Annotated in this window: 8 protein-coding genes; all 8 read left to right on the top strand. The window is 38.8% G+C overall.

Annotation, left to right across the window (positions count from 1 at the left end):
* Nucleotides 1-170: 170 nt before the first annotated feature.
* From hsdR to CRYPD_RS02700, 8 genes are read left to right on the top strand one after another with little or no spacing between them, the layout of a single operon-like run.
* Nucleotides 171-2,549 (top strand): EcoAI/FtnUII family type I restriction enzme subunit R, encoded by a 2,379-nt coding sequence (gene hsdR, locus CRYPD_RS02735; RefSeq protein ID WP_138146042.1) that lies wholly within the window; start codon nt 171-173, stop codon nt 2,547-2,549.
* A 42-nt stretch (nt 2,550-2,591) separates the two neighbouring features.
* Complete coding sequence (gene radC / locus CRYPD_RS02730) at nt 2,592-3,269, top strand: RadC family protein (RefSeq protein WP_138146041.1); 678 nt, start codon at nt 2,592-2,594, stop codon at nt 3,267-3,269.
* Nucleotides 3,266-3,922: a biosynthetic peptidoglycan transglycosylase gene (locus CRYPD_RS02725; protein WP_244610239.1), complete on the top strand. Its 657-nt coding sequence runs from the start codon at nt 3,266-3,268 to the stop codon at nt 3,920-3,922. The genes radC and CRYPD_RS02725 overlap by 4 nt, the downstream gene beginning before the upstream one ends.
* Nucleotides 3,923-3,926: 4 nt before the next feature.
* Nucleotides 3,927-4,580: a tRNA (adenosine(37)-N6)-threonylcarbamoyltransferase complex dimerization subunit type 1 TsaB gene (tsaB, locus tag CRYPD_RS02720; RefSeq protein WP_138146040.1), complete on the top strand. Its 654-nt coding sequence runs from the start codon at nt 3,927-3,929 to the stop codon at nt 4,578-4,580.
* A gap of 29 nt (nt 4,581-4,609) precedes the next feature.
* Entirely contained in the window at nt 4,610-5,350 is a 741-nt protein-coding gene (locus CRYPD_RS02715) for a heme ABC transporter permease (RefSeq protein WP_138146039.1), read from the top strand.
* Nucleotides 5,350-5,502, top strand: coding sequence for a heme exporter protein CcmD (gene ccmD / locus CRYPD_RS02710; protein WP_138146038.1), 153 nt, complete (start codon nt 5,350-5,352; stop codon nt 5,500-5,502). Before CRYPD_RS02715 ends, ccmD begins: the two co-directional genes overlap by 1 nt.
* On the top strand, nt 5,499-5,921 hold the full coding sequence (ccmE, locus tag CRYPD_RS02705) for a cytochrome c maturation protein CcmE (protein ID WP_138146037.1): 423 nt from the start codon (nt 5,499-5,501) through the stop codon (nt 5,919-5,921). The genes ccmD and ccmE overlap by 4 nt, the downstream gene beginning before the upstream one ends.
* Nucleotides 5,921-6,448, top strand: coding sequence for a DsbE family thiol:disulfide interchange protein (locus tag CRYPD_RS02700; RefSeq protein ID WP_138146036.1), 528 nt, complete (start codon nt 5,921-5,923; stop codon nt 6,446-6,448). Before ccmE ends, CRYPD_RS02700 begins: the two co-directional genes overlap by 1 nt.
* Nucleotides 6,449-6,462 lie beyond the last annotated feature (14 nt).

Raw genomic sequence — 6,462 nt, 5'->3', positions numbered from 1 at the left:
TCAAAAGAAGAAAGGCCTAATACCTTTGCCAAAAATAAAAATGTAGCAAAAAGAGGGGGCGGAGTTGCGGGAAATGCTCGTAAGGAAACTGAAAAAGAGTTAGGTAGAAGCGTGATTTCAAAACAAAAATATTTGGCTGATGATAACAAAACAAGGCTAGAATAAGCATTATGAACGAAGCAGAAACAAGAGCCGAATTAATTGACCCACAACTTACCGCTTGTGGCTGGGGTGTGATTGAGGGGTCGAAAATTTTGCGTGAGCGGGATGTCTGTAAGATTACTGATGGCAAAATACAAGTCGGTGGTGGCAGGGCAAAGCCATTGATTGCTGATTATATTTTGGTTTATAAGGGTATTAAATTAGCAGTTGTTGAGGCAAAAAATAATGAACTAGAAGTGGGCGAGGGCGTGGCACAAGCCAAACTTTATGCTCAAAAATTAGGGCTGGATTACACTTATTCAAGCAATGGTAAAAGCATTTATCAAATTTGCCTTAAAACTGGGCAAGAAAAAACAGTTGATAATTTTTTAACGCCTGATGAGCTTTGGGATGAGGTTTATGGCGACCTAAACCAGTGGCGAGAAAAATTTGCATTGATACCGTTTGAGGATAAATCAGGTTCGTGGCAATTAAGATATTATCAAGAAATTGCGATAAAGAATGCCTTAGAGGCTATTGCACAAAATAAACGCCGACTTTTATTAACCCTCGCTACAGGTACGGGTAAAACGGCGATTGCCTTTCAGATTGCTTGGAAATTATTTTACAGTCGATGGACTTTAAGTCGTGATGGTAAAAGACAGCCTCGCATTTTATTTTTGGCAGATAGAAATATACTGGCTAATCAGGCGTTTAATAGTTTTTCTGCTTTTGCTGAGGATGCAATGGTGCGAATTACCCCAAAAGAGATTAAAAAAACAGGCAAAGTGCCAACCAACGGCAGTTTGTTTTTTACTATTTTTCAATCCCTAACTGCCAACGACAATACCGCAGAAGAGACAGAAATTGAAAAAGACGATGGACAGGATTATGATAAACAAACTGCTTATTACAACAAGTATCCAAAAGACTTTTTTGATTTAATTATTATTGATGAGTGCCATAGAGGCGGGGCAAATGATGAAAGCAGTTGGCGAGGGATTTTGGAATATTTTTCCCCTGCGGTGCAATTGGGTTTAACAGCAACACCAAAACGAAACAAGAATATTGATACTTATCAATATTTTGGCGATCCTGTTTATGTTTATTCTTTAAAAGAGGGGATTAATGATGGCTTTTTGACACCTTTTAAAGTTAAACGCATTCACACCACGATGGATGACTATATTTACACCAGTGAAGATAAGGTTCTTGAGGGTGAAATTGAGTATGGAAAGAATTACGAAGAGAGGGATTTTAATAAAAAAATTGAGATTAGCGAAAGAGAGAGTAAACGCGTTAAGATTTTTATGCAACAAATCAATCAAAATGAAAAAACCATTGTTTTTTGTGCTACGCAAAAACATGCAGGGCTGGTTAGAGATTTAATTAATCAAGTGAGCGATTCTACAAATGTTGATTATTGTGCACGAGTTACTGCAAACGATGGGGCAATTGGTGATAATTTTTTAAGCCAATTTCAAGACAATGAGAAAACCATTCCTACCATTCTTACGACTTCACAAAAACTTTCAACGGGAGTGGATGCCCGTAATATTCGCAATATTGTTTTGATGCGGCCTATTAATCAATTGATTGAGTTTAAGCAAATTATTGGACGAGGCACACGACTGTTTGAGGGTAAAGAATTTTTTACCATTTACGATTTTGTTGAGGCTTATCAGCAGTTTTTTGACCCAGAATGGGACGGTGAATCTATAGAACCTGAGCCACAAAATTCAAAAGAGGTAAAAGATTGCCATAAATGTGGGCGTAGTCCTTGTGTTTGTATTAAAGAAGCGCAAGATGAAAAGCCTCAAAAAATTAAAATTAAACTGAGCGATGGCAAGGAGCGAGAAATACAACATATGATTGCAACTTCTTTTTGGGACGCAAGCGGCAAGCCAATTTCAACCGAGGAATTTTTACGCAATTTGTTTGAAGAATTACCCAATTTTTTTAAAGACGAAGAGGAGTTGCAGATTTTATGGAGTAATCCTAAAACTAGGAAAACACTACTTGAAAAATTAAGTGAAGCAGGGTTTGGCGGCGATGAATTAAATACGCTAAAAAAATTGATAAACGCTGAGAAAAGTGATTTATACGATGTTTTAGGTTATATTTTTAATGGCAATGTAACGCCAATTACCAGAGAAGAGCGAGTCAAAAGGGCAAAAACTGATATGCTGATGTCTTTAAATGAGAGGCAACAAGAATTTATAGAATTTGTATTGGATAAATATATTAAGACAGGTGTTGAAGAGCTTGACCAAGAAAAATTATCCCTTTTGTTAATGAACAAATATCAGTCATTAGAGGATGCCAAAATGATATTAGGCGATGCGAAAAATATTGTCAGGCTGTTTGTTGAATTTCAAAAATATTTATACCAACCAAAAGCTGCGTAAATTTTCCTTCATAATTAGACAGAAATTTTACAAAATTAAATTATGGCAATAACCGATTGGCACGAGAATGATAGACCCAGAGAAAAACTGCTTAAATTCGGCGCACAGAGTTTGAGTGATGCAGAGTTGTTGGCAATATTTTTGCGCACAGGAATAAAAGGTAAGAGTGCGGTTGATTTGGCGCAAGACTTGTTGACTCAGTTTGGTTCTTTGCATAATTTGCTGAATGCAAAAGAGGGTGAATTTTGCCAAGGGAAAGGCTTGGGGCAGGCGAAGTATGCACACCTTCAAGGTGTGCTGGAGATGGCCAAGCGACATTTTGAATCGAGCTTGAGCAAGGGTGATGCATTTGCCAATCCAGAGCAAATTGCCAAGTATTTGCATTTGCATATTGGTAATTCAAGTCGGGAAAATTTTGTGGTTATGTTATTAGATCAAAAACATCGGTTGATTGAATTGGTGAATTTATTTACTGGCACGCTAAATCAAACCAGCGTACATATACGAGAGGTGGTTAAGATCGTGTTGGAGCAAAACGCATCAGCTGTGGTTTTGGCGCACAATCATCCATCGGGCGACCCCACACCATCGCAATCTGATATTAATATTACGCAAAAAATTAAAGATGCATTGGCACTGATTGATGTGCGGGTGCTAGACCATATTATTATTGGCGATGGTGGGCGCTTTGAAAGTCTAGCGCAACGGGGTAAACTGTGAAATCTAGCGTTGCAAAATGGCTAAAACGCTTAATATTACTTGGCGTTGTTCTTTTTGCTGTGTATTTGAATCAACTACATACGCTAGTTAAGGATGAGTTTTCAAAACCACTTGAAACAACAAATTCCACCTTGTCGTTAGAGCAATATCCTAAGGTGTTGGTCAATATGTTGTTGGTGGTAGAAGACCAGTCGTTTTTTCAGCATTCTGGCGTAGATTTTAGAGAGATTGCTAGAGTTTTGCGTGATTATTTATTTTACGATAAGCCAATGCGAGGTGCTAGTACGCTAACGCAGCAGTTGATCAAAAATTCATTGTTGACACGCAAGCAAACCTTGGATCGTAAACTTAAAGAAGCGCTGATGGCGTTGTTATTAGAATATTCATTTGATAAAAATGTGATTCTCAATCGTTATATGAACAGCGTGTATTTAGGGCAAAGGGGTAATTATGTGGTGTATGGGTTTGAACGCGCGGCACAGTTTTATTTCAACAAGGATATTAATGCATTGTCTTTGCAAGAGTTGGCATCGCTGGTGGCTTTGGTCAAGGGTCCGAGTTATTATCATTTGTTTAAACACCCAAGTCGATTGAAAAAACGCAGAAATTTGATATTACGCTTGTATTATAAACATAAAAATATTATAAAATAACCCAATGAAACAAAACATACTTGCCATCGATACTTGCACCGAGGTGTGCTCTGTAAGTCTTTATTCTCAAGGAAAAACCAACTCTCATTTTGTGCAGGGAGTGGCAAAAAGTTCTGGCTTAATTTTGCCGTTGTGCGATAAGGTGTTTGCTGAGGCGAGTATTTGCGTGGCAGATTTAGATGCTATTATTTACACCAAAGGCCCTGGCGCATTTACAGGTGTGCGGATGTGTGTTAGCGTGGTACAAGGGATGTCGTTGGCGTTTGATATTCCCACTGTGGGTTTTTCTACACTTGAAGTGGTGGGCGCTGGTGCGGCTAAAAAATACCAAAGCAATAAGATTGCGGTAGCACTTGATGCGCGAATGGCTGAGGTGTATTGGGGCGTATATGAAGGCGGCGTACTGACAAGCGAACGCCTAGAGAAGCCTAACGAAGTGGATGTGTTAAGCAATGATTTTATCGGTGTGGGCACGGGCTGGGGGGCGTATGGTGATGAACTTATTAAACGAACGGGCGTTGATAAATTTGTTTCAGATTTTTACCCTAAGTCTGAAAATTTGATTGATTTGTATCTAAGTCAAAAGCCTGTATTTGACGCTGAATTAGCGTTACCGACTTATTTACGCAACAATGTGGCACAAAAAGCGTTAAAATAATTTAATTTTTATCAAACCGATAGTCGATTATGTGGAAATGGATTCAGGCGTTTGCTTCACCACAAAATTTTTACCAAAGTAGTGAGAAAATCATCCCTTGGTTAATGGTTCCGTTTATTTTGCTGTCGTTAGCAGGGCTGTATTGGGGCTTGGTGGTTTCGCCTGCTGATTATCAGCAGGGCGATAGTGTGCGTATTATGTTTGTACATGTGCCAGCCGCTTGGATGAGTTTATTTGTTTATGTGGTGATGGCGGTTGCTGGCGGTATTGGTCTTATTTGGCAAATTAAACTTGCTTTTGTGGTGGCAAAAGTCTCCGCACCGATTGGTGCAGCCTTTACTTTTTTGGCGTTGATAACAGGCAGTATTTGGGGTAAACCTATGTGGGGAACTTGGTGGGCGTGGGATGCACGGCTAACATCAGAGCTTATTCTATTGTTCTTGTATTTGGCTTATATGTCATTGAATAATGCCTTTGATAATCCAAAAACGGCGAATAAAGCTTCTGCCATTTTGGCGATTGTGGGCTTGGTCAATATCCCGATTATTTATTATTCTGTCGAGTGGTGGAATAGCCTGCACCAAGGCTCATCTGTTAGCGTTAGCAAAGTGTCGATGCAAATTGATATGTTTATTGCGCTGATGCTTATCAGTTTTGCTTTTAAGTTTTTATACGGGGCTTTAGTGCTGATGCGCTCTAGAGACGAGGTGCTAGTGAGAGAGCAAAATTCTCGTTGGGTGAGGATGCTGATTACTGGGAGTGAGAAATAATGGAATTTTTGTTATTTGATAAATACACAAGCTATATTTGGGCGTCGTATTTACTAACTTTTGCCACTGTGGCAATTTTATTTATTGGCACTAAGTCAGCGCATAAACGCGCTATGACACAACTACGCATTAAGTATGCACGAGGAAAATAATGACTAAAAGACAAAACAGAATGGTATTTGTAGGGCTGCTTATCGCAGGCGCAATACTGGCAGTAACACTGTTATTTCAGGCACTTGGTACTAATAGTAATTATTTTTATTCGCCAACTGAAGTGGCACAGGGTAAAGCACCTGTTGGTAGGAGTTTCCGTTTGGGTGGTTTGGTTACGGTAGGCAGTTTTAAACGCGAGGATTTAAAATCAACTTTTGAGGTTACCGATAATAAAAACAAATTTACCATTCAATACACGGGTATCTTGCCAGATTTGTTTAGAGAAGGGCAGGGTATTATTACCACAGGTTCTTTGGTAGACGGTATATTTGTAGCAACAGAGGTGCTGGCAAAACATGACGAAAACTATATGCCACCAGAAGTGGCGGATGCTCTAGAAAAAGCCAAAGAAAAATAATGAAGAAGTTTTTCCCCTTAATTTTATTTACTGTATTGGCTTGGTTTTTGTATGATGGCTTAGGGCGTGATACTAAAAAATTGCCCTCGCCTTTAATCGGAAAAACCTTCCCAAACCTTGAAGTTGAAGACTTTCAAACAGGTGAAAAATACCAATTACAAACACGATTAGAAAATAAAGTATCGCTGGTCAATGTGTGGGCATCTTGGTGTGTAACCTGCCGTGCTGAGCATAGAATGTTGAATACCATTGCCAAAGAAAATCTTGTGCAAATGGTCGGTATTAATTACAAAGATACCAAGAAAGAAGGTAAGCGTTTTTTACGCATACTCGGCGATCCTTATGATTTTATTGTATTCGATGAACAGGGAAAATTAGGCTTAGAGTTAGGCGTATACGCCACACCAGAGACTTTTGTTGTTGATAAAAAAGGCGTGATTCGTTTTAAGCGTATTGGCGAAATTACCCCGCGTATTTGGCAAGAAAAAATATTACCAATAATTAGTCAATTGAATTTAATTAATTAAGTATAATACCTGCT

The organism is Bathymodiolus heckerae thiotrophic gill symbiont (genome assembly GCF_900180345.1).
Taxonomy (GTDB): Bacteria; Pseudomonadota; Gammaproteobacteria; order PS1; family Pseudothioglobaceae; genus Thiodubiliella.
The sequence above is the reverse complement of the archived record's forward strand: the minus strand, read 5'-3'. Positions and strand labels throughout refer to the sequence as shown.